Origin of the sequence: Brevundimonas sp. LjRoot202, assembly GCF_964253355.1 — a bacterium.
Taxonomy (GTDB): Bacteria; Pseudomonadota; Alphaproteobacteria; order Caulobacterales; family Caulobacteraceae; genus Brevundimonas.
Genome location: NZ_CAXUQW020000002.1, coordinates 337,832 through 358,025 on the forward strand (window position 1 = coordinate 337,832; position 20,194 = coordinate 358,025).

19 protein-coding genes and 1 other RNA gene are annotated in these 20,194 nt (G+C 69.8%); 15 read left to right on the top strand and 5 right to left on the bottom strand.

Annotated features, from left to right (window positions below):
- Nucleotides 1–38 precede the first annotated feature (38 nt).
- The 6 genes from ACSQ1L_RS06585 (at nucleotide 39) to ACSQ1L_RS06610 (ending at nucleotide 9,566) form a co-directional block, all read left to right on the top strand.
- Complete coding sequence (locus ACSQ1L_RS06585) at nucleotides 39–2,114, top strand: glycoside hydrolase family 97 protein (RefSeq protein WP_435993174.1); 2,076 nt, start codon at nucleotides 39–41, stop codon at nucleotides 2,112–2,114.
- Between the two features lie 74 nt (nucleotides 2,115–2,188).
- On the top strand, nucleotides 2,189–3,634 hold the full coding sequence (locus ACSQ1L_RS06590; RefSeq protein WP_435993663.1) for an MFS transporter: 1,446 nt from the start codon (nucleotides 2,189–2,191) through the stop codon (nucleotides 3,632–3,634).
- On the top strand, nucleotides 3,631–4,563 hold the full coding sequence (locus ACSQ1L_RS06595; protein WP_435993176.1) for an alpha/beta hydrolase: 933 nt from the start codon (nucleotides 3,631–3,633) through the stop codon (nucleotides 4,561–4,563). Before ACSQ1L_RS06590 ends, ACSQ1L_RS06595 begins: the two co-directional genes overlap by 4 nt.
- 11 nt (nucleotides 4,564–4,574) lie before the next feature.
- Nucleotides 4,575–6,998, top strand: a complete 2,424-nt coding sequence (locus ACSQ1L_RS06600; RefSeq protein WP_435993178.1) for a glucan 1,4-alpha-glucosidase — start codon at nucleotides 4,575–4,577, stop codon at nucleotides 6,996–6,998.
- 38 nt (nucleotides 6,999–7,036) lie between these two features.
- Nucleotides 7,037–8,056: an NAD-dependent epimerase/dehydratase family protein gene (locus tag ACSQ1L_RS06605; RefSeq protein WP_435993180.1), complete on the top strand. Its 1,020-nt coding sequence runs from the start codon at nucleotides 7,037–7,039 to the stop codon at nucleotides 8,054–8,056.
- A 196-nt stretch (nucleotides 8,057–8,252) separates the two neighbouring features.
- Entirely contained in the window at nucleotides 8,253–9,566 is a 1,314-nt protein-coding gene (locus ACSQ1L_RS06610) for an ammonium transporter (protein ID WP_435993182.1), read from the top strand.
- A gap of 55 nt (nucleotides 9,567–9,621) precedes the next feature.
- Here ACSQ1L_RS06610 and ACSQ1L_RS06615 read toward each other — a convergent pair whose 3' ends face one another.
- Nucleotides 9,622–10,371, bottom strand: coding sequence for a c-type cytochrome (locus ACSQ1L_RS06615; protein WP_435993184.1), 750 nt, complete (start codon nucleotides 10,369–10,371; stop codon nucleotides 9,622–9,624).
- Between the two features lie 150 nt (nucleotides 10,372–10,521).
- Here ACSQ1L_RS06615 and ACSQ1L_RS06620 point away from each other — a divergent pair, with 150 nt between their 5' ends.
- Complete coding sequence (locus ACSQ1L_RS06620) at nucleotides 10,522–11,274, top strand: 3-deoxy-manno-octulosonate cytidylyltransferase (RefSeq protein WP_435993186.1); 753 nt, start codon at nucleotides 10,522–10,524, stop codon at nucleotides 11,272–11,274.
- On the opposite strand, the gene ACSQ1L_RS06625 is transcribed toward ACSQ1L_RS06620, so the two are convergent.
- Nucleotides 11,251–11,646: a four helix bundle protein gene (locus tag ACSQ1L_RS06625; protein WP_435993188.1), complete on the bottom strand. Its 396-nt coding sequence runs from the start codon at nucleotides 11,644–11,646 to the stop codon at nucleotides 11,251–11,253. The genes ACSQ1L_RS06620 and ACSQ1L_RS06625 overlap by 24 nt on opposite strands.
- Before the next feature lie 84 nt (nucleotides 11,647–11,730).
- Nucleotides 11,731–12,663, bottom strand: coding sequence for an NAD(+) diphosphatase (nudC, locus tag ACSQ1L_RS06630; protein WP_435993190.1), 933 nt, complete (start codon nucleotides 12,661–12,663; stop codon nucleotides 11,731–11,733).
- Nucleotides 12,664–12,717: 54 nt separating this feature from the next.
- Between nudC and ffs the strand changes: the two genes are divergently transcribed.
- The 3 genes from ffs to ACSQ1L_RS06645 all read left to right on the top strand — a co-directional run bounded on the left by ffs (nucleotide 12,718) and on the right by ACSQ1L_RS06645 (nucleotide 15,308).
- An RNA gene (gene ffs, locus ACSQ1L_RS06635) (signal recognition particle sRNA small type) lies at nucleotides 12,718–12,813 on the top strand.
- 136 nt (nucleotides 12,814–12,949) lie between these two features.
- Entirely contained in the window at nucleotides 12,950–13,318 is a 369-nt protein-coding gene (locus ACSQ1L_RS06640) for a DUF3597 domain-containing protein (RefSeq protein ID WP_435993192.1), read from the top strand.
- An 82-nt stretch (nucleotides 13,319–13,400) separates the two neighbouring features.
- Nucleotides 13,401–15,308 (top strand): DNA polymerase III subunit gamma/tau, encoded by a 1,908-nt coding sequence (locus ACSQ1L_RS06645; RefSeq protein WP_435993194.1) that lies wholly within the window; start codon nucleotides 13,401–13,403, stop codon nucleotides 15,306–15,308.
- A 6-nt stretch (nucleotides 15,309–15,314) separates the two neighbouring features.
- Here ACSQ1L_RS06645 and ACSQ1L_RS06650 read toward each other — a convergent pair whose 3' ends face one another.
- Nucleotides 15,315–15,734, bottom strand: a complete 420-nt coding sequence (locus ACSQ1L_RS06650) for a hypothetical protein (protein WP_435993196.1) — start codon at nucleotides 15,732–15,734, stop codon at nucleotides 15,315–15,317.
- A 185-nt stretch (nucleotides 15,735–15,919) separates the two neighbouring features.
- Here ACSQ1L_RS06650 and ACSQ1L_RS06655 point away from each other — a divergent pair, with 185 nt between their 5' ends.
- Complete coding sequence (locus tag ACSQ1L_RS06655; RefSeq protein ID WP_435993198.1) at nucleotides 15,920–16,459, top strand: hypothetical protein; 540 nt, start codon at nucleotides 15,920–15,922, stop codon at nucleotides 16,457–16,459.
- A 43-nt stretch (nucleotides 16,460–16,502) separates the two neighbouring features.
- Here ACSQ1L_RS06655 and ACSQ1L_RS06660 read toward each other — a convergent pair whose 3' ends face one another.
- The gene (locus ACSQ1L_RS06660; protein WP_435993200.1) at nucleotides 16,503–17,117 is read right to left on the bottom strand and encodes a malonic semialdehyde reductase; all 615 of its coding nucleotides are present in this window, start codon (nucleotides 17,115–17,117) and stop codon (nucleotides 16,503–16,505) included.
- A gap of 161 nt (nucleotides 17,118–17,278) precedes the next feature.
- Between ACSQ1L_RS06660 and ACSQ1L_RS06665 the strand changes: the two genes are divergently transcribed.
- The 4 genes from ACSQ1L_RS06665 (at nucleotide 17,279) to ACSQ1L_RS06680 (ending at nucleotide 20,186) form a co-directional block, all read left to right on the top strand.
- Entirely contained in the window at nucleotides 17,279–17,608 is a 330-nt protein-coding gene (locus ACSQ1L_RS06665) for a YbaB/EbfC family nucleoid-associated protein (RefSeq protein ID WP_435993202.1), read from the top strand.
- The gene (gene recR / locus ACSQ1L_RS06670; RefSeq protein ID WP_435993204.1) at nucleotides 17,609–18,211 is read left to right on the top strand and encodes a recombination mediator RecR; all 603 of its coding nucleotides are present in this window, start codon (nucleotides 17,609–17,611) and stop codon (nucleotides 18,209–18,211) included.
- A 184-nt stretch (nucleotides 18,212–18,395) separates the two neighbouring features.
- Nucleotides 18,396–19,655, top strand: coding sequence for a DNA recombination protein RmuC (locus ACSQ1L_RS06675; protein ID WP_435993206.1), 1,260 nt, complete (start codon nucleotides 18,396–18,398; stop codon nucleotides 19,653–19,655).
- A gap of 90 nt (nucleotides 19,656–19,745) precedes the next feature.
- A complete protein-coding gene (locus ACSQ1L_RS06680) occupies nucleotides 19,746–20,186 on the top strand; it encodes a hypothetical protein (protein WP_435993208.1) in 441 nt (146 codons plus the stop codon).
- Nucleotides 20,187–20,194: the final 8 nt, after the last annotated feature.

A 20,194-nucleotide genomic window follows, 5' to 3' on the forward strand; every position in this document is an offset into this window, starting at 1 on the left:
CGGCGTCTGGCAAGACCCTTTGCGTGGAGTAGGTCCCGATGTTGAACCGCCGTTCGTTGATCACCACCGGCGCCGCGGTCGCCGCGGTTACCAGTCCCGCCGCCGCGCAGGACGCCGCCACGACCGGTCCTCAACCCGGCGCCGCGACCGCCGCCTCGCCCGAGGGGGTGATCTCCGTCGAGGTCACCGCCGACAAGGACGGCTTCGTCGCCTACACGGTCAGCCGTCTGGGCCGGCCGGTCATCGCGTCCTCGCGCCTGGGCCTGATGCTGACCGACGCGAAGAAGCTGGAACGCGCCTTCGGCATCGTCAGCCAGACCGTCACCGCCCACGACGACACCTGGGAGCAGCCCTGGGGCGAGCGCCGATTCATCCGCAACCGCTACAACGAGCTGCGCCTCGCGCTGCAGGAACGCTGGGGCGACATGCGGCGCATGGACGTGGTCTTCCGCCTCTACGACGACGGCCTCGGCTTCCGCTATGAGTTCCCCGAGCAGGAGAACCTCAAGACCGTCAACATCGGCGCCGAGCTGACCGAGTTCACCGTCGCCGATTCGGGCACGGCCTGGTGGCTGCCGGCCTTCGAGTACAACCGCGCCGAATACCTCTACAACAAGACCCCGATCTCGGCGGTCGGCGTCAGCCAGACGCCCCTGACCATGCGGCTCGAGGACGGCACGCACCTGTCGATCCACGAGGCGGCCCTGGTCGAATATTCGGGCATGAACCTGCGCCGGGTCGAGGGCGGGAAATTCCGCGCCATGCTGACCCCCGGCCTGACCAGCGCCGCCGTCGTCCGCGAGGCGCCGTTCCACACCCCGTGGCGCACGATCCAGATCGCCGACCAGGCCGGCGGCCTCGTCGAGTCCAGCCTGATCCTGAACCTCAACGAACCCAACAAGCTGGGCGACGTCAGCTGGTTCAAGCCGATGAAATACGTCGGCATCTGGTGGGACATGCACCTCGACACCCGCAGCTGGAACTCGGGTCCGAAGCACGGCGCCACCACCGAATACACCCTCAAACACATCGACTTCGCGGCCGAGCACGGCTTCGGCGGCGTGCTGGTCGAGGGCTGGAACGTGGGCTGGGACGGCGAATGGTTCGGGACCGGCTGGAACTACAGCTTCACCCAGCCCTATCCCGACTTCGACATCGAGCGCGTCGCCGCCCATGCGCGCCAGAAGGGCGTCGAGATCGTCGGCCACCACGAAACCGGCGGCAACGGCTTCTTCTACGAGCAACAGCTCGACGCCGCCTTCGCCCAGATGCAGCGCTTCGGCTGGCATTCGGTGAAGACCGGCTACGTCGCCGACGCCGGCGGCGCCCGGGTCGGCACGGGCGACGGCCAGTCGGCCCTCGCCTGGCACGAGGGCCAGCACATGGCCCGCCACCACCTCAAGGTCGTCGAGACGGCGGCGAAATACCAGGTCGCGGTCAACGCCCACGAGCCGATCAAGGACACCGGCCTGCGCCGGACGTATCCCAACACCATCAGCCGCGAAGGCGCGCGCGGCATGGAATACGCCGCCTGGGGCCAGCCGGGGAACCCGCCCGAACACGAGCCCAACCTGGTGTTCACCCGCCTGCTGGCCGGGCCGATGGACTACACCCCCGGCATCTTCGGCATGGAGACGCGCACCCCCGGCGGCGTGCAGACCACCTGGGCCAAGCAGCTGGCCCTCTATGTGACCATCTACAGCCCGATCCAGATGGCCGCCGACCTGCTCGAGAACTACGAGGCCAATCCCGCGCCCTTCCAGTTCATCAAGGACGTCGCCGTCGACTGGGACGAGACCCGGGTGCTCAACGGCGAGGTCGGCGACTTCGTCACCATCGCCCGCAAGGACCGTCATTCCGACGAATGGTTCCTCGGCTCGATCACCGATGAGCAGCCGCGCGTGCTGACGGCTTCGCTCGGCTTCCTCGAGCCTGGCCGCCGCTATCGGGCCGAGATCTACGCCGACGCCCCGGGCGCGAACTACACCGCCAACCGGGAGGCGATCGACATCTCCACCCGCGAGGTCACTTCGGCCGACGTCCTGACCCTGCGCCTCGCCCCCGGCGGCGGCCAGGCCATCCGCTTCGTCCCGCTCGGAAGGGCCCGCCGTTGACGACCAGCACGCCTGACGCCCACGTCGCCCTCGCCTCCGCCCGGCCGCGCCTCAGCGGCTGGGCGATCTGGAACATGTGTGTCGGCTTCTTCGGCATCCAGATCGGCTTCGGGCTGCAGAACGCCAACACCAGCCGCATCTTCCAGACCCTCGGCGCCGAGGTCGACAGCCTCGCCATCCTGTGGATCGCCGCGCCGCTGACCGGCCTGCTGGTACAACCCATCGTCGGCCATTTCAGCGACCGGACCTGGGGGCCGCTGGGCCGGCGCCGGCCCTACTTCCTCGTCGGCGCCATCCTGACGACGCTGGCGCTGATCGTCATGCCGCACAGCCCTTACCTCTGGATGGCGGCCTCCATGCTCTGGATCATGGACGCCTCGATCAACATCACCATGGAGCCGTTCCGGGCCTTCGTCGGCGACAATCTGCCGGAGGAGCAGCGCACCACCGGCTATGCGATGCAGAGCTTCTTCATCGGGGCCGGGGCGGTGTTCGCCTCCTGCCTGCCGTGGATCCTGACCGAATGGTTCGACATGGCCTCGACCGCGCCCGCGGGCGTGGTGCCGATGGCGGTGCGCATCTCCTTCTACGTCGGCGCCGCCGCCCTGCTGGCGGCCGTGCTGTGGACCGTCTTCACCACCCGCGAATACAGCCCCGAACAGATCGAGGCCTTCGAGGCCGCCCGGGACGCCGGCCACGCGCCCGCCGCCGCCCGCTCACAGACCGCCTGGTACACGGGCGGCCTGATCTGGGCGCTGGCCGGCGCCATCGCGGTGGGAGCGGTCAACATCCTCGGCCTGCAGAAGGAGCTCTATGTCCTCGCCGGCTTCGTCCTCGCCTTCGGCCTGATGCAGATGGCCGTCGGCGCGCTGGCGGCGGCCGGGCGCTCCAACGCCCTGACCGAAATCATGGCGGACATCTTCGCCATGCCGAAGACCATGCAGGGCCTGGCCGTGGTCCAGTTCTTCAGCTGGTTCGCCCTGTTCGCCATGTGGATCTACATGACCCCGGCCGTCACCGCTGTGCACTACGCCTCGCCCGACCCGACCTCGGCCGGCTACGGCGAGGGGGCCAACTGGGTCGGGGTGCTGATGGGAATCTACAACGGCGTCGCCGCCCTCGCCGCCTTCCTGATTCCGGTGCTGGCGCAGAAGACCGGCCTGCGTGGGGCCCACGCCGTCAACCTGACGCTCGGCGCCGCGGGCTTCCTCGGCGTCTTCCTGATCCGCGATCCGCAGTGGCTGTGGCTGCCGATGATCGGCGTCGGCTTCGCCTGGGCCAGCATCGTGTCGATGCCCTACGCCATCCTCGCCAACGCGGTGCCGGGGCGGAAGATGGGCGTCTACATGGGCGTCTTCAACATCTTCATCGTCGTGCCCCAGCTGGTCGCCGCCACCATCCTCGGCGCGGTGCTCAAGGGCGTGTTCGGCGGCCAGCCGATCTGGGCCCTGGCGCTGGGCGCCGTCAGCTTCCTGATCGCCGCCGGCGCCAGCCTGCTGGTGCCGAAGGAGGGGACGTGACCCCCGACCGCCGCGCCATCCTCGCCGGCCTCGCGGCTCTGCCGCTGGCGACCGCCGCCCGCGCCGAAGCCCCCGTCCTCGGCCGCCCCGTCGAACACCCCGCCATGCCGTCGGCCCACGTCCAGCCGCGCGACGTCACCGTCTGGCTGCCGCCCGGCTACGACGCCCCGGACGCTTCGTATCCCGTCCTCTACATGCACGACGGCCAGAACCTGTTCGACGCCTCGCGCGCGCCCTACGGGGCCGAGTGGGGCGTGGACGAGCACGTCGCCCGCCTCGCCGCGACCGGTCAGATCCGCACCCCCATCGTGGTCGGGATCGGCAACACGCCGCTGCGCCTGCGCGAATACATCCCCGCCAATCTGATCGCCGCCCTGCCCGACGACATGCGCGCCGACGTCCAGGCCATCTACGGCGGCGAGCCCCTGTCCGACGGCTACGTCCGCTTCCTGGTCGAGGAGCTGAAGCCCTTCATCGACGCGACGTACCGCACCCGGCCCGGCCGCGACGACACGGTGATCATGGGCAGCAGCATGGGCGGGTTGATCTCGATGTACGCCCTGATGAAGCATCCGGAGGTGTTCGGGGCCGCCGGCTGCGTCTCCACCCACTGGCCGATCCGCATCGAGCAGCTGAGCGACCCCGCCGCCCTCGCCGCCTGGCGCGACCGGCTGACGGAGGCCTGGACCGGCGTGGTCCGCGCCGACCTTCCCCCGCCCGGCGACCACCGTCTCTATTTCGACCGCGGCGACGAAAGCCTCGACGCCTTCTACGCCGAGTTCCAGACCCGCATCGACGCCACCGTCCGCGCCGCCGGCTGGACCCCCGACCGATTCCGCTCGCTGGTCTTCCCCGGCGCCGAACACAACGAGGCCAGCTGGAACCAGCGCCTCGACGCCCCCCTCACCTTCCTGCTTCCCCCAGTCTGACGAGTCCCGCCATGCGCCTGACCTCCAGCCTCCTCGCCGGAGCCGCCCTGCTCGCCCTCGGCGCCTGCGCCACCGCGGCTCCGGACAGCCCGGCCGCCCCCCTTCCCGTGACGGCCGAGGTCGCCCCCGGCGCGCCCGGCGACGTCCCCACCTGGGTCAACGCCGCCAAGACCGGCGCCGGCGCCTCGTACGAGGCCTATGTCGACGGCCAGTATCGCGACGGCGGCCCGACCGGCGAGGTCTCCCGCGTCTGGTTCTCCATCGCCGACGGCGTCCTGACCGAGACCATGTACGGCCTGATCCACCAGGCCCAGATCAAGCAGCTGCGCTTCGCCGTGGTCACCGAGGACGGGCTGTCGGTCGAGGGCGCCGACACCACGGCCCGCACGGAATATCTGCACACGGACACTCAGGGCCGCCCGCTCTCCCCCGCCTACCGCGTGATCACCACCGACAAGGCCGGCCGCTACGAGATCGAGAAGCGCATCTACACCGACCCGGACGGGCAGGCGCTGGTCATCCGCGCCACGATCCGCGCGCTCCAGGGCGAGATCACCCCCTACCTGCTGCTCGAACCGCACATGGCCAACACCGGCGTCGGCGACCGGGGAGATGTGACGACCACCCAGGCGTCCGCCCAGGGCGATTTGATCACGGAGCCGGGCGGCACGCTGCACGCCAGCGAAGGCGAGGTGCATCTTTCGCTCGAAACCAACGCGGCGTTTGCGGCGGTCAGCGCGGGCTTCGTCGGCGTATCGGATGGCCTGACCGATCTGGCCGATGGTCGCCTGGACAACCTCTACCGGACGACGGGCGATCAGACCGGCAACATCATGCTGACCGGGCAGATGCAGCGCCTGCGCGAAGGCGGGACCCTGGCGCAGGATTTCGTGATCGGCTTCGGCGCCAATCGCCGGGGGGCGAGGGCCGCCGCCTGGAGAAGTTTTGAGACCGGCCTCGACGAGGTCCTCGCCCGCTTCAACGGCGAGGGCGATCGCGTCGGCTGGGAGGATTACATCGCCTCCCTCGACCAGCTCCCCCGCCTCGCCGAACAGTCCACGGACGGCGGCAGGCTGGCTTACGCCTCGGCCCTGATGCTCAAGGTGCAGGAGGACCGCACCCACGCCGGCGCCCTGATCGCCTCCCTGTCCAATCCGTGGGGCGACACGGTCGACGCCACCAACCCCTCGACCGGCTACAAGGCCGTCTGGCCGCGCGACTTCTACCAGGTGGCCATGGCGTTGGCGGCGCTCGGCGACGAGGAGACCCCGCTCGCGGCCTTCCGCTACCTGCCGCAGGTGCAGGTCGATGCGGAGACGCCGGGCAACACCGGCGCGACCGGCTGGTTCCTGCAGAAGACCCACGTCGACGGCGAGATCGAATGGGTCGGGGTCCAGCTGGACCAGACCGCCATGCCGATCATGCTCGGCTGGAAGCTGTGGAAGGCCGGCCTCGTCTCCGACGCCGAGATGGCCCGCATGTACGGCCAGATGATCAAGCCCGCCGCCGACTTCCTCGTCGACGGCGGCAAGGCCGGCCTGCTGTGGAACGACCGCCAGGTCACCCCGCCGTGGACCCAGCAGGAGCGCTGGGAGGAGCAGGAGGGCTATTCCCCCTCGACCACCGCCGCCGTCATCACCGGCCTGACCGTCGCCGCCGACATCGCCCGCGCCTCGGGCGACGCGGCCTCGGCCGATCGCTACCAGGCCGCCGCCGACGACTACGCCGCCAAGGTCGAGGCGCGGATGTTCACCACCTCCGGGCCATGGGGCGACGGCGACTATTTCGTGCGCATCACCCGCAACGAGAACCCGAACGACCACGCCCCCATCGGCGAGAACAACGGCCAGCCCGCCCACGCCGAGGACAAGATCGTCGACGGCGGCTTCCTCGAGCTGGTCCGCTATGGCGTGCGCGCCCCGGACGCCCCGTCCATCGTCGCCACCCTGCCCGAATACGACGACCAGACCCGCGAGGACCGCTTCCGCGTCCGCTACGACGTCAACGGCGTCCCCGGCTTCCGCCGCTACGGCAACGACGGCTACGGCGAGCAGACCGACACCGGCGAGAACTACGGCGTCGGCGGCGAGATGCACCCCGGCCAGCGCGGCCGCCTGTGGCCCTTCTTCACCGGCGAGCGCGGCCACTACGAACTGGCCGCCCGGCTGCACGCCGGCGAGACCGACCTGACGCCGGTCCGCGACGTCTACGTCCGCGGCATGGAGTCCTTCGCCAACGGCGGCCTGCTGCTGCCCGAACAGGCCTGGGACGGCGTCGGCGACGACACCGCCCACGACTACCGCCCGGGCCAGGGCACCAACTCCGCCACCCCCCTGGCCTGGACCCACGCCGAATATATCAAGCTGCTGCGCTCGCTGGCCGACCGCCGCGTGTGGGACCGGTACGAGCCGGTGGAGGCGCGGTACGCGCGCTGACGCTGGCGGTCGGGCCTTACGAACGGTAACGAGGACGGATGACCCAAGGCCCCGTCCTCGTCACCGGCTCGGCCGGCTTCATCGGCTTCCACACGGCGCGCCGCCTGCTGGCGCGCGGCGAGACGGTGATCGGCGTCGACAACCTGAACAACTACTACGACCCGGCCCTCAAGCACGCCCGGCTGGAAAGGCTGCAGGCCGAACCCGGCTACGTCCATCACACGCTGGATCTCGCCGACCGAGACGGCATGCGGGCGCTGTTCGCCGAGCACTCGCCGCGCCGCATCGTCCACCTCGGAGCCCAGGCCGGCATCCGCTACAGCGTCGAGAACCCGGAGAGCTACATCGACTCCAACGTCGTCGGCTTCCTGACCGTGCTCGAAGGCGCCCGCGCGGTCCAGGCCGAACACCTCGTCTTCGCCTCCACCAGTTCCGTCTTCGGCGCCTCGGCGGCCCTGCCGTTCTCGGTGCAGCAGGGGGTGGCCCATCCGCTCAACGTCTATGCGGCGACCAAGATCGCCAACGAGGCGATGGCGCACAGCTACGCCTACATCTTCGGCATCCCCTCGACGGGCCTGCGCTTCTTCACCGTCTATGGTCCGTGGGGCCGCCCGGACATGGCCCTGTTCAAGTTCACGCGCGCCATCCTCGAAGGCCGCCCGATCGACGTCTATGGCGAAGGTGCGATGGAGCGGGACTTCACCTTCGTCGACGATATCGTCGACGGCGTCGTGGCGGCCCTGGACGACATTCCCGGCAAGGATCCCGCGTGGCGCGCCGACGCGCCCGGCCAGGCGACCAGCGGCGTCGCGCCGTGGCGGATCCTGAACCTGGGGGCCGGCCGGCGGGAGAAGCTCTCGCGCTATATCGCGGTGCTGGAGGAGGCGATCGGCAAGGCGGCGATCCTCAATGTGATGCCGACGCAGGAGGGCGAGATGACGCGCACCGAGGCCGATGTCACCGAGACCCGGGCCGCCCTCGGCTACCAGCCCGGAACCCCGATCGACATCGGGGTGAAGCGGTTCGTCGACTGGTATCGCGAGTTCTACGGCGTCTGACGCATTCGCGAAAGCCAGAGGCAAGGTCGTGCGGAAATGCTCCATCCCGCGAGGGTGGGCGCAGCTTCGCAGGCCCATATTGCGCCGCACAAGAAATGATTTGCCTGCTGCGCCGCAATAGGGTCGTATCCCTATCCGCGGCGTCGAACGCGGGTTCGGGCCGAGACTGCTGACCTCCAGAGCCCGGACGCCGCGCATGATTCGACTTCCCGCCTCCCTGCTCGTCCTTGCACTCTGCCTGACGGCCGGGCCCGCGCTGGCCGCCGCGCCCGACCTGCTCGCGCACCAGGCGCCGCTGGCGCTGAACGAGGCCTCGACGGCGTGGATCCTGACCTCGACGGCCCTGGTCCTGCTGATGACCTTGCCCGGCCTGGCCCTGTTCTACGGCGGCATGGTGCGGCGCAAGAACGTCATCGCCACCATCGCCCACTCCACCGCCGCCTTCGCCATCGTCACCGTGCTGTGGTTCGCGGTCGGCTACAGCCTGTCGTTCGGCTCCAGCGGCGAGGCGACCAACGGCTTCATCGGCGGACTCCAGGCGGCCTTCCTGAACGGCGTCACCCCGTCCACGGCGCACAGCCTGGCGCCCGGCCTGCCTGAGTTCGTGTGGATCGCCTACCAGCTGAGCTTCGCCGTCATCACCCCGGCCCTGATCGCCGGCGCCTTCGCCGAGCGGATCAAGTTCTCGGCCTCCATCCTGTTCTTCTTCCTGTGGCACCTGCTGGTCTATGTGCCGATCTGCCATCAGGTCTGGGGCGGCGGCTGGATGGGTTCGCTCGGGGTGCTCGACTTCGCCGGCGGCGCGGTGGTGCACGTCAACGCCGGGGTCGCCGGTCTGGTCGCGGCGCTGGTGCTCGGGCCGCGCCACGGCTTCGGCCGCGACAACATGGCCCCGCACAACCTCGCCCTCACCGCCATCGGCGCCGGCCTGCTGCTGGTCGGCTGGCTCGGCTTCAACGCCGGCTCGGCCTGGGCGGCCGACGGCATCGCCGCGGTGGCCGCCTTCAACACCATCCTCGCCGCCGCCGCCGGCACGATCGGCTGGTGCGTCGTCGAATGGATCGACCACCGGCGGCCGACCCTGCTGGGCCTGCTGTCCGGCCTCGTCGCCGGGCTCGTGGGCGTCACCCCGGCCGCCGGCCTGGTCGACCCCAAGGGCGCCTTCATGATCGGGATCATTTCCGGCCCGGCCTGCTACGCCGGCGCCGTCTGGCTCAAGCGCGCCCTCAAATACGACGACAGCCTCGACGCCTTCGGGCTCCATGGCGTCGGCGGCATCGTCGGGGCCCTGCTGACCGGCGTGTTCGCCACCGCCTCCATCAACCCCGCCGGCGGGAACGCCAGTGTGCTGAACCAGCTGATCGGGTTGCTCGCCGTCATCGCCTGGTCAGGCGTCGGCGCCTTCCTGATCCTGATGGTGTGCAAATTCACCACCGGCCTGCGGGTGGCGAAGGAGGAGGAGATCGAGGGCCTCGACTACACCCAGCACGGCGAGACCATCCACCAATAGAAACGGGCGCCCGCGATCACGGGCGCCCGTCTTTATTCTGCGACAGCTTCGCGGTTCAGCGCGGGCTGTGGTTCCCGCTGGTCGCCGCCGAGGGGGCGGCCGGCGTGGCCTGGGTCGTGGACTGGGCCGCCGGACCGGTGTCGGGGGCCGAGCCCGCCGCGCCGCCGGCCTGGGCGGCCGCCTGTTCGGAGCCCGGAGCGGGCGCTTCCGCGGGGGCCGCCTCGGCCGGAGCCGCGGCGCCCGGCTGGCGGGCCGGATCGGGGGCCGGAACAGCGAAGCCGCCCGAACCCTGGCTGCGCAGCCAGGCGATCAGATTGATGCGGGTCTGGGTGTCGCGGATGCCGGCGAACGACATCTTGGTGCCCGGAACGTGGCGGCCCGGGGCGGTCAGGAACTGGTCCAGCTGGTCATAGGTCCACGTCGGCGCCTCGGCCTTGTGGGCGGCCATGGCGTCGGAATAGGCGAAGCCGGCCGCGTGCATGACCGGCCCGCCGACCACGCCATAGAGGTTCGGGCCCGTGCCGTTGGCCCCGCCGGCGTTGACCGTGTGGCAGGCCTGGCAGCGCGCGAAGGCGGCCTCGCCGGCGGCCAGGTCGGCGGTCGGCAGCACCGTGCCCCAGTCGGGCGGCAGCACGGCCTCGGCGGCCCCGCCGGCGGCCTCTTCCGGCGCGTCGACGAAATAGCCCATCTTTTCAGGGGCCTCGGTGTGGTAGATCGCGCCCGTGACCTGCTGCACGCCGATGACGACAAAGGCCGTCGCCAGGGCGGCGCCCATAATCTTGTTCCACTTCAGATCGCCGCTCATGCGCGTCGTCGCATCCCGTTCTTGAGGCCCTGCCGCGAGCGCGGACGGGCGGATTCTTGCGTGCGCGTCTCTTACACGCTAGCGCGACCTTCGCAACCGGCCCCGGTCGTCCTGGGCGGCGTCGGGGCGTCGCAGGCAGGTAAAGCAACGATGAACCCCCTCGTTCTGATCCCGGCGCGCATGGCCGCGACCCGTCTGCCCGGCAAGCCGCTGGCGGACATCGGCGGCCAGCCGATGATCGTCCGCGCCTGGCGCCAAGCGGCCGCCTCCGGCCTGCCCGTCGCCGTGGCCGCCGGCGACCCCGAGATCGTCGCCGCCGTCGAGGCCGCGGGGGGCGTCGCCGTCCTGACCGACCCGGAGCTGCCCTCGGGGTCGGACCGCATCCGCGCCGCCCTCGACGCCATCGACCCCCAGGGCCGCCACGACGCCGTCATCAACCTGCAGGGCGACATGCCGTTCGCCGACCCCGGCCTCGCCGTCGCCTGCGCCCGCCTGCTCGAGGCCGAGCCGGCCTGCGACATAGCGACCCTGGTCGCCCCCGAGGCCGACCCGTCCGATCGCGCCAACCCCGACGTGGTCAAGGCCGTGCTGACCCTCGCCGACGGCGCCCGTCACGGCCGCGCCCTCTATTTCACCCGCTCGACCCTGTACGGCGACGGTCCGGTTTGGCGTCACGTCGGCCTCTACGGCTACCGCCGCGACGCGCTCGAACGCTTCTGCGCCGCGCCCCCGTCGCCGCTGGAGCGCCGCGAAAAGCTGGAACAACTCCGCGCCCTCGAAATGGGCCTGCAGATCTGGGCGGCGGTAATCGATGAAGCGCCGCTGTCGGTGGACAGTCCGGCGGACCTGGAGGCGGCGCGGGCGCTGGCGCGGCAGGGATTAGGGATTAGGGATGAGGGATGAGGGGCCGTTGCCCGAGTTCTTCAGGCGTGATCGCAGCGCATTCAACATCCGGGAGATTTCGTCGGCTTGGTGTAACAGGTCGTCGATCTGGTCGCTTGGCGCCAGCCGCAGGCGCCGAATGATGATCAAGAAAGTCTCCAACTCGGCGGCCGAGCCACGAGCGATGCTGATGAAGTGGGCGTAGTCCCGCCGCGTGCCTCTTGCGTTGCCTTCAGCGATATTTGCGGCGATCGAGGAGGAGCACCGAATGATCTGCCCAGACATCCGGTAGGCTTCTTCGTTCGGCATCTGCCGGGTCAGCCGGTACACTTCGCAGGCCAGGTCGACGGCCTTTTGCCAGACGGTCAGCTCACGGTGCGACTGAGGCGGCATGCGGATCTCCAGTTCGGCCTCCTCCTCAAGTAGCCGAAATCGCGATCACGTTAAAGTTGCACCTCATCCCTCATCCCTCATCCCTCACCCGACCTCGAACCCCTCCACCCACGCCTGCATCAACGTCCGTGCGATGGCGATCCGCGGCGGAGCCTTGATCGACGGGTGCTCGCCGGCCAGACACGCCCGCGCCTCGTCCCGCGTCAGCCACGCCACCGCCTCAAGCTCGGTCTGGTCCGGCGCGGCGTCTTCCGAATCGACCTCGCAGATCAGTCCGATCATCAGCTGCGACGGGAACGGCCACGGCTGGCTGGAGTGGTGGCGCACCGCCGTCACCGTCAGCCCCGCCTCCTCCTCGATCTCGCGCGCGCAGGCCTCCTCGATGGTCTCCCCCGGCTCGAGGAAGCCCGCCAGCGCCGACATCCGCCCCTCCGGCCAGCTCGCCTGACGCCCCAGCAGACAGCGCGGCTCGGTCCCGCCCTTGTAGATGGCCAGCATGATGGTCACCGGATCGACGCGCGGGAAATGCTCGGTCGCGCAGGCCGGGCAGACCCGTTTCCAGCCCCCGCAGGCGTCCTCGCTCAGCGTCCCGCAGGCGGCGCAGAAGCCGTGCCGCCGCCGCCAGTCGAACAGCGACTTGGCCGTCCCCGCCATGGCCGCGTCCGGGCCCGGCAGCAGCGCCGCCGCCTCTCGCATCTCATGGAAGACCCCCAGCCCCTGCAGCGGCCCCGCCGTCGGATCGACCGACCCCTCGACCTCGACCGCGAACACCGGAGCGCCCTTCCACAGGCCGAGGAACAGCTCCCGGTCCGGAACCACCGCCCGCGCATGATCCATCGCCAGCCACGCCAGCCGCGGCTCCTCCCCCGCCTCCAGCAGCGGCCGCCCCTCCCACAGCATCAGCGCCAGCGCGTCGGGGTCGGCCGCCTGCTCGGCCAGCCAGTCGGGATCGTTGCGCCGGTCCCCCGCCCGATCGAGCGGATTGCCGGCGAAGGTGTTGAGGGCGGGGAGAGGCATGCGCCTGTCTAGCAAGGCGCCGCTTGCATCCGCGAGCCGGAATCGTCATATCGGCCTTGGAGATCGCGGGCGAAGGCTTCGCCAACCTGGTCAGGGCCGGAAGGCAGCAGCCACAACGAATTCCCCTTCGGGTCGCGGTCTCCACCCTCTCTTCTTTAAGTGCGCTAACGCTTGCGACCCGGTCGCTCGCCGCCTGAGCGCGTGCGCGTGCAAACTTCGCCGTATCGTCACGGAACCGCCCGCCCGGCCGACCGCTAAGGAAGCTCCACCTTCAGGAGCCCGCGTCATGAGCATTCTCGGCAACATCCTCGGCAAGATCTTTCGCCGCAAACCCGAGGTGGTCACGCCCACCTCCGCCCCCGCGCCCGGCCAGCCGGCCCCCGGAACGGCGGCCCCCGCGGCGGCGCCCGTCGACGTCGCCGCCGTGCTCGATGCCATGAACGAGGGCAAGGGCCTGAACTGGCGCACCTCCATCGTCGACCTGATGAAGCTGACCGGCATGGACAGCTCCCTGGCCGAGCGCAAGGAACTGGCCGGCGAGCTGGGCTACACCGGCGACACCTCCGACAGCGCGGCCATGAACATCTGGCTGCACAAGCAGGTCATGCAGAAGATCCGCGATAACGGCGGCCGGATTCCCGACCTGACCGACTGATCCACTCCGTCATCCCCGTGAAAGCGGGGACGCGGCGCGAGAGGGGGTGCGCGTTCTCTCCCTCTCGCGCTAAGACGGACGCATGAGCGACGCCGATCCGAGTCTCGACGGCCCCCCGTGGGAAGAAGACGCCCCCGAGGCCGAAGAGCGCGACCCCAATACCGAGGACATGTTCGGCGCGCCCGAGCCCACGGGCATGCGCGAGGCCGAGGCCGCCTCCGCGCCCGTCGCCCCGTCTGAGCCGAAGCCCGGGAAGCCCGCGCCGAAGACCGCCCGGGCAGCCCCGGCCGCCGACGACGGCCCCGCCGCCCACGCCGACGACGGCGAGGCGTATACCGTCCTGGCGCGCAAATACCGGCCGCGCACCTTCGGGGACCTGATCGGCCAGGAGGCCATGGTCCGCACCCTGACCAACGCCTTCGCCACCGGCCGCATCGCCCACGCCTTCATGCTCACCGGCGTCCGCGGGGTCGGCAAGACCACCACCGCCCGCCTGCTGGCCCGCGCGCTCAACAACCAGACCGACGTCATCGACCGGCCCTCGCTGGAGTTGACCGCCCACGGCCGGCACGACGCCGCCATCATGGCCGGCCAGCACATGGACGTGGTCGAGATGGACGCCGCGTCCCACACCGGCATCGACGGCATCCGCGACATCATCGAGAGCGTCCGCTACGCCCCGGTCGAGGCGCGCTACAAGGTCTATGTCCTCGACGAAGTGCACATGCTGTCGAACCAGGCCTTCAACGCCCTGCTGAAGACGCTGGAAGAGCCGCCGCCGCACGCCAAATTCATCTTCGCCACCACCGAGATCCGCAAGGTGCCGGTGACCATCCTCTCCCGCTGCCAGCGTTTCGACCTGCGCCGCGTCGAGCCGGAAATCCTCGTCGACCACCTCGCCCGCATCGCCGACCGCGAGGGCATGAAGATCGAACAGGACGCCCTCGCCCTGATCGCCCGCGCCGCCGAGGGCTCGGTCCGCGACGGCCTGTCCCTGCTCGACCAGGCCCTGGTGCAGGGCGAGAAGGGCGAGACCGTCCCGACCACGGTCGTGCGCGACATGCTCGGCCTCGCCGACCGCAGCCAGACTATCGCCCTGTTCGAGGCGATCATGGCCGGCCGCACCCCCGAGGCGCTGGAGCTGTTCCGCACCCTCTACGGTTACGGCGCCGATCCGGTGCAGGTGACCAACGACCTGCTCGAACACTGCCACGCCGCCTCGGTGGCCAAGATGCTCGGCCCGCAGGCCACCCGCCTGCCCAACGACCAGGCCCAGAAGCTGACCGCCCTCGGCGCCGTCATCTCGGCCGGGACCCTGGCGCGGGTCTGGCAGATGCTGCTCAAGGCGCTGGACGAGGTGCGCCGCGCGCCCAATCCCGCCGACGCCGTCGAGATGGCCATCGTCCGCCTCGCCTACGCCGCCGACCTGCCCGGCCCGGAAGAGGCTCTGAAAGCCCTGCGCGACGGCGAGCCCATGGGCGGTGGCGCAGCCCCGCGCGGTCCCTCAGGCGGCGGCGGGGGTGGAGGCGGCGCCTCGGCCCAGCTGGCGGCCCGCCCGGTCCAGGCCCCCGCGCTCCCCGACCCCCAGTCGTTCGAGGCCGTGGTCGCCCTGATCGGCGACAAGCGCGAGGTCGGCCTGCAAATGGACGTCCAGCGCTACGTCCGCCCGGTCGCCTTCAAGCCCGGCGCCATCACCTACGAGAGCATCGAGGGCGCCCCGATCGACCTCGCCCGCCGCCTGTCCTCGCGCCTCAGGGAGTGGACCGGCCGCACCTGGCTGATCGCCGCCAACGGCCAGGGCGGCGGCGAGACCATGATCGAGATCGACCGCCGCAAGCGCGCCGAGGAACGCGCCGGCGTCGAGGCGGACCCCTTCGTGGTCGCGGTCATGGAGGCCTTCCCCGGCGCGAAGATCGGCGACATCAAGACGCTGGCCCCGGCGGTGGAACTGCCGGTGATCCCCGACGAGGCGTCGGATGAAGACAGCTAGCGCCCTCTAGTCGTCGGTGTAGTCCCGTGCGTCTCTTGGAAAGCCGCTGAACCGCCGGACTTCGCAGACGCCGCGCCTCGTAATCCGCCGGTTCGACTCCGGGTATTCGGTGTCCCACACGAATGTTCCGTCGGCGCGATATTCCATGAGGTTGATGGGCGCCGTGGACCTCATCAGCACAACGCGATCGGGCGTCACCTCGGCGATCGAGAACAGGCGGGAGCATTCGTCTTCGCACTTGGCCATCCGGACCGTGTCGATGCGAAACCGCTGCCGTATTCCGTCGAGGGTGCTCGGAGCCCGCCCTTCGGTTGCGTCGGTCTGGGTCCAGACACAGTCGATATCGAACCGTTCCGGGATTTGCGCCCATGCAAGCGACGGGCTGGACAGAAACAGCAAGCTGATGCCGAACGCTCGGACGTTCATCGGTCGCCTCCCATGAGTCCAGGGGATTATACGGCCGAAGCGGCTCAGCGCCATGCTGTCGTGGACAGCCCCTTGGGCGAAGCCCGACCGGGCCGAAGCCCGCCTTGCCCCGTTGCAGAGGTTCGCAATGGCCCGCATTCTGACCCGGCAGCGGCGCGAGACGTCCTGCTTCTGGGATAACCGTCGTGGCCGATCATCCTGAGGACGACTGGCGTGTCACCGAAGGCCCCGCATTCGGCGCCGAGCCCGAGTTCGAGCTATCCGATATTCGTCCTGGCGCGAACTTCATCGTGACCGGTTCGATGCTGCGGCGCATCACCGCCACCGTGACAGCCTCCGCACCTACGGTGGTCGAAAGCCTCGACCGGACCCTGCCACAGCTTTCAGGATTTCTGGGGATTTACGACGGACATTCCGGGCGCACGATACTGCCCATCAAGCATGGAAGGGCGGTGGAACTGGGGCCGCATCGGGGCGTCATGGCGCTGATCAGCCCCGAGCGGTACGTTATACATCTCTGTTTGCCGACCGAGCAGTTCGCGATGCTTCTGCCCCTGCTGGCTCCGGCGCCGGCAGCGGCAAGGCTGCGCATCGAGGTGGACCGGACTCTCGATCAGGGGCTGTTGGACACGCAGGTTCATTTCTGGAACGACCACCTGTCGCCGGTGATCCTCTTCAACGAGTTCGAGATCAGCCTGCCGGCTCCTGACGGTTCCTACCTGTGATCTCGAAGTCGTTGAGACGGCTGCTGTCCGAACTCCCGGCTCCCTAAAGAATCGCCGCCGCTTCCTCGAACGCCAGCCGCGGCGACCGCGGGAACAGGTTTTCGTCCGTGCCATAGCCGAGGTTGACCACGAAATTCGGCTCAACCGCCGTCCCCGGGAAGAACTCCGCCTTCACACCCGCCGGGTCGAAGCCCGACATCGGGCCGACGTCCAGACCCAGGGCCCGCGCGGCCAGCAGGAAATAGCCGCCCTGCAGCGAGCTGTTTCGGAACGCCGACTCGCGCCGGCCGGCCTCGTCGACGAACCAGTCCCTGGCCCCCGGCGCATGCGGGAACAGCACCGGCAGCTGCTCGTGGAAATCCAGATCCATGCCGATGATCACATTCACCGGCGCCTGCAGCGACTTGGCCTGGTTGCCCTCGCTCATCAGCGGGATCAACCGCGCCTTGGCCTCGGGCGAGGTCACGAACACGAAGCGGGCCGGGGTGTTGTTCACCGCCGTCGGGCCGAATTTGGTCAGGTCGTACAGCCTGTGCAGCAGGTCCTCCGACACCGGACGGTCGGACCAGGCGTTGCGCGTGCGCGCCTCGGTGAACAACTGGGCGAGAGCCGGTTCGGACAGCGGGCGATCGCGGACGGCGGAAGCGTCAAAGGCCATGGAAAATCCTCCTGATCAGTAATAGCAACTGTAGTGAGTGCTAATTAGAGACCGGCAGGCGTCATGCCAAGGGCTCAGAAACAAAAACTGTTACAGATCGCCACCGACTGGCTCCCGCCGCTCCCTTGCGGGTGCGGGGCGGCGAGGCCTATCTAGGGCCCATGAAAGACCTCAACGCCCTCATGCAACAGGCCCAGGCGATGCAGCAGAAGCTGCAGGACGCCCAGGCGAAAATGGCCGAGACCACGGCCTCCGGCAGTTCCGGCGGCGGCCTGGTGACCATCGACCTCAAAGGTCCGGGCGAAGTCACCCGGGTCGCAATAGACGACAGCCTGATGGTCCCCGGCGAGACCGAGATCCTCGCCGACCTGATCGTCGCCGCCCACGCCGACGCCAAACGCAAGCTGGACGAGGTCAACTCCGCCCTGATGCGCGAGGCCGCCGGCCCCATGGCCGGGATGAACATCCCCGGCATGCCCAAGCTGTTCTGATTGGCCGCCTCCGCCGGACCAGAGATCGAGCGGCTGATCGGCCTTCTGGCCAAGCTGCCGGGCCTCGGCCCCCGTTCCGCCCGACGCGCGGCCCTGGCCCTGCTCAAGCGCCGTGAACAACTGCTCGTCCCGCTGGCGGCCTCGCTCGCCGAGACGGCCGAGAAGGTGGTCTCCTGTTCCGTCTGCGGCGCGCCCGACACCCGCGATCCCTGCTCGATCTGCTCTGACCGGACGCGGGACAACGGCCTGATCTGCGTCGTCGAGGAAGCCGGCGCCCTGTGGGCCATGGAGCGCTCGGGCGCCTTCCGCGGCAAATACCATGTGCTCGGCGGCCTGCTGTCGGCGCTGGACGGCGTCGGTCCCGACGCCCTGCGCATCGCCGAACTGGTCGGCCGGGTGCGCGGGGGCGAAGCCAAGGAAGTGGTGCTGGCCCTGCCCGCCACCGTCGACGGCCAGACCACGGCCCACTACCTCGCCGAACGGCTGGCCGGCTCCGGCGTCGAGATAACCTCCCTCGCCCGCGGCGTTCCGGTCGGCGGCGAGCTCGACTGGCTCGACGACGGGACGATTATCCAGGCCCTGCGCGCCCGCCGTCCGGCCTGAGCTCAACCCCCTCATCCCCGTCATCCCGGGCCGCTTACGTCCGATCCTGACGCAGGCCGGGTGCAGCGTATCGACATGACGCACGATCCCGACCGAGCCGTAGAGGCTTTAGACGACGTAGACGGTGTTTTTCCGCCACTGGCCGCCATGGCGGCTCCCGGCGACTCCCGTTAAGGAACGGAGCATGAACGCTTCGCTCGTCGCCTTTTTCGCCGCCGCCATCGTCGCCCTCATCGCCCTCGCCTGGGCCCTGATGGAGCGCCGCCGCGCCGGCGCCGCCGAGGCCCGGAATTGGGAGTTGCGCGAGCGCCATGCCGAAACCGAGGCGCGCATGCGGCTGTTCGAGGATCAGGCCGCCGCCTCCAGCGAACTGCTTCGCGCCCAGGCCCGGGAGTCCGCCTCCACTGTCGCCGAGGAACTGCTCAAGCGCACCGACGAGACCTTCCGAAACCGCGAACTGATGGCCCAGCAGCGCATGGAGGCCCAGCTCAAGCCCGTGGCCGACACCCTGAAGTCGTTCCAGGAACACGTCGCCGCGCTCGAGAAGGTCCGGGCCGAGGAGACCGGCGGCCTCAAGGAACAGCTCCAGCTGCTGATGACCGCCTCCACCGCCACCCGCGACGAAGCCCGCCGCCTGACCGAGGCGCTCAAGGGCAATACCGGCCGGCGCGGCCGCTGGGGCGAGCAGACCTGCCGCAACGTGCTCGAGGCCGCCGGCATGGCCGGGCGGTTCGATTTCACCGAACAGACCTCGGCCGCCGACGACCAGGGCCGCCAGCAGCGCCCCGACTTCATCGTCCGCATGCCCGGCGGCGGCATGTTCGTGATCGACGCCAAGGTGCCGCTGGCCTTCGCCGATTCCGCCGACGGCGACGAGGAGGCCCAGAGCCGCGCCGCCGCGATGCGCACCGCCGCCAGCATGAAGACCCACGTCCGCCAGCTGTCGTCCAAGGCCTATCAGGACCAGTTCAAGCCGAGTCCCGATGTGGTCGTGATGTTCGTGCCGGGCGAGTCCTTCCTGTCCGCCGCCCTCGACCACGAGCCCGACCTGATCACCCAGGCCATGGACGCCCGCGTGCTGATCGCCACCCCCACCACCCTGTTCGCCCTGTGCAAGGCGGTGGCCTACGGCTGGCGCGCCGAGGAGCAGGCCAAGAACGCCGAGCAGGTCGCGAAACTGGGCAAGGAGCTCTACAAGCGCCTGTCGGTGATGGGCGGCCACGCCGCCGCCGTCGGCCGCGCCCTCGACACCGCCGTCGGCAAGTACAACCAGTTCGTCGGCTCGCTCGAAAGCCAGGTCATGGTCTCGGCGCGACGGTTCGAGGATCTCCACGTCGACCACGAGGGCAAGGACCTGCCCGAACTGCCGCCGGTGGAGTCCGCGCCTCGCTCCCTGTCGCGCCCTGAACTCGCCGCGCCGGCCCCCGACATCGCCGCCGAATAGCACGACAAGGTCTGCAGACTTTTTGACAAGCCTGCTTGACACTATCCGGGGCTGATGTAAAACACCCTTGTCACCACGACAAGGACCTCCATGACCCGACAGCCCAAACGCCCATTCGGCCTCGGAACCTATCTGCTGATGGTGGGCGGACTCGCCGTTGTCGGCGCCATCCTGGGCGGGGGCGCGGCCCTGCTCGGCGAGCAGCCCGGCCTGTTCGGCCTGGTGCTGAGCTTCATTCCCATTTTCATCACCATGGTCATCGTCGGTTTCGTCTCCATCTGGTGGTGGCGCGGCATCGACGAGGCCGCCCGCGAGGCCCACAAATGGGCGTGGTGGTGGGGCGGCTCCGGCGGCATGGCCTTCGGCGCCATCCTGCTGATCACCCTCACCGCCCGTGACGGCGTCTTGCCCGTCGCGACCCGGGAACTCAGCGCCGCCGACCTGGTCGTCGGCGGCATGATGACCATCCTGCTGTTCCAGCTGGTCGGCTACGCCATCGCCTGGGCCGCCTGGTGGCTGAAGCGCCGCTAGGAGGCTCC

Bases quoted from the DNA above. Each gene is read 5' to 3' on its own strand.
- ACSQ1L_RS06625 (WP_435993188.1), bottom strand. From the start codon at position 11,646: ATGCCGCCTCAGTCGCACCGTGAGCTGACCGTCTGGCAAAAGGCCGTC.
- ACSQ1L_RS06585 (WP_435993174.1), top strand. From the start codon at position 39: ATGTTGAACCGCCGTTCGTTGATCACCACCGGCGCCGCGGTCGCCGCG.
- ACSQ1L_RS06590 (WP_435993663.1), top strand. From the start codon at position 2,189: ATGTGTGTCGGCTTCTTCGGCATCCAGATCGGCTTCGGGCTGCAGAAC.
- ACSQ1L_RS06650 (WP_435993196.1), bottom strand. From the start codon at position 15,734: ATGAACGTCCGAGCGTTCGGCATCAGCTTGCTGTTTCTGTCCAGCCCG.
- ACSQ1L_RS06640 (WP_435993192.1), top strand. From the start codon at position 12,950: ATGAGCATTCTCGGCAACATCCTCGGCAAGATCTTTCGCCGCAAACCC.
- ACSQ1L_RS06600 (WP_435993178.1), top strand. From the start codon at position 4,575: ATGCGCCTGACCTCCAGCCTCCTCGCCGGAGCCGCCCTGCTCGCCCTC.
- ACSQ1L_RS06610 (WP_435993182.1), top strand. From the start codon at position 8,253: ATGATTCGACTTCCCGCCTCCCTGCTCGTCCTTGCACTCTGCCTGACG.
- nudC (WP_435993190.1), bottom strand. From the start codon at position 12,663: ATGCCTCTCCCCGCCCTCAACACCTTCGCCGGCAATCCGCTCGATCGG.
- ACSQ1L_RS06645 (WP_435993194.1), top strand. From the start codon at position 13,401: ATGAGCGACGCCGATCCGAGTCTCGACGGCCCCCCGTGGGAAGAAGAC.
- ACSQ1L_RS06620 (WP_435993186.1), top strand. From the start codon at position 10,522: ATGAACCCCCTCGTTCTGATCCCGGCGCGCATGGCCGCGACCCGTCTG.
- ACSQ1L_RS06680 (WP_435993208.1), top strand. From the start codon at position 19,746: ATGACCCGACAGCCCAAACGCCCATTCGGCCTCGGAACCTATCTGCTG.
- ACSQ1L_RS06665 (WP_435993202.1), top strand. From the start codon at position 17,279: ATGAAAGACCTCAACGCCCTCATGCAACAGGCCCAGGCGATGCAGCAG.
- ACSQ1L_RS06615 (WP_435993184.1), bottom strand. From the start codon at position 10,371: ATGAGCGGCGATCTGAAGTGGAACAAGATTATGGGCGCCGCCCTGGCG.
- ACSQ1L_RS06605 (WP_435993180.1), top strand. From the start codon at position 7,037: ATGACCCAAGGCCCCGTCCTCGTCACCGGCTCGGCCGGCTTCATCGGC.
- ACSQ1L_RS06675 (WP_435993206.1), top strand. From the start codon at position 18,396: ATGAACGCTTCGCTCGTCGCCTTTTTCGCCGCCGCCATCGTCGCCCTC.
- ACSQ1L_RS06660 (WP_435993200.1), bottom strand. From the start codon at position 17,117: ATGGCCTTTGACGCTTCCGCCGTCCGCGATCGCCCGCTGTCCGAACCG.